The organism is Lactobacillus nasalidis, from assembly GCF_016587775.1.
In the GTDB taxonomy this organism is placed as follows: Bacteria; Bacillota; Bacilli; order Lactobacillales; family Lactobacillaceae; genus Lactobacillus; species Lactobacillus nasalidis.
Genome location: NZ_BOCG01000198.1, coordinates 1 through 291, shown reverse-complemented (window position 1 = coordinate 291; position 291 = coordinate 1). Strand labels below are relative to the sequence as shown.

Below are 291 nucleotides of genomic sequence, written 5' to 3'. Positions count from 1 at the left end.
TGGTATTGAGCTTGAAGACTCTTCAATTTCGCCATGCGCTTGTTGTAGTATTGGTTGACGGATTTGATCGCACGACCACTAATGAGTAAGGCCTTGTCACCCGTATTTGAGACGCAGGCAAATGCATTATCAACACCTGGGTCAATACCGATATAGCGGCAGTTGTCTGGCAGATATGGCTTCTGGCTTGCAGCTGGAGTGTAGGCTACTGTGAGTTTATAACCATTTGACAGTGGCTTAATTGCGATGCGATTGACCTTTTTTAAGCCATCTGCAAGCTTGATGCTAAGC

At 45.7% G+C, this 291-nt stretch carries 1 pseudogene; it reads right to left on the bottom strand.

What is annotated here, in order from left to right:
* Positions 1–291, bottom strand: a pseudogene (locus lacNas_RS03480) (RNA-guided endonuclease InsQ/TnpB family protein); the annotation flags it as partial.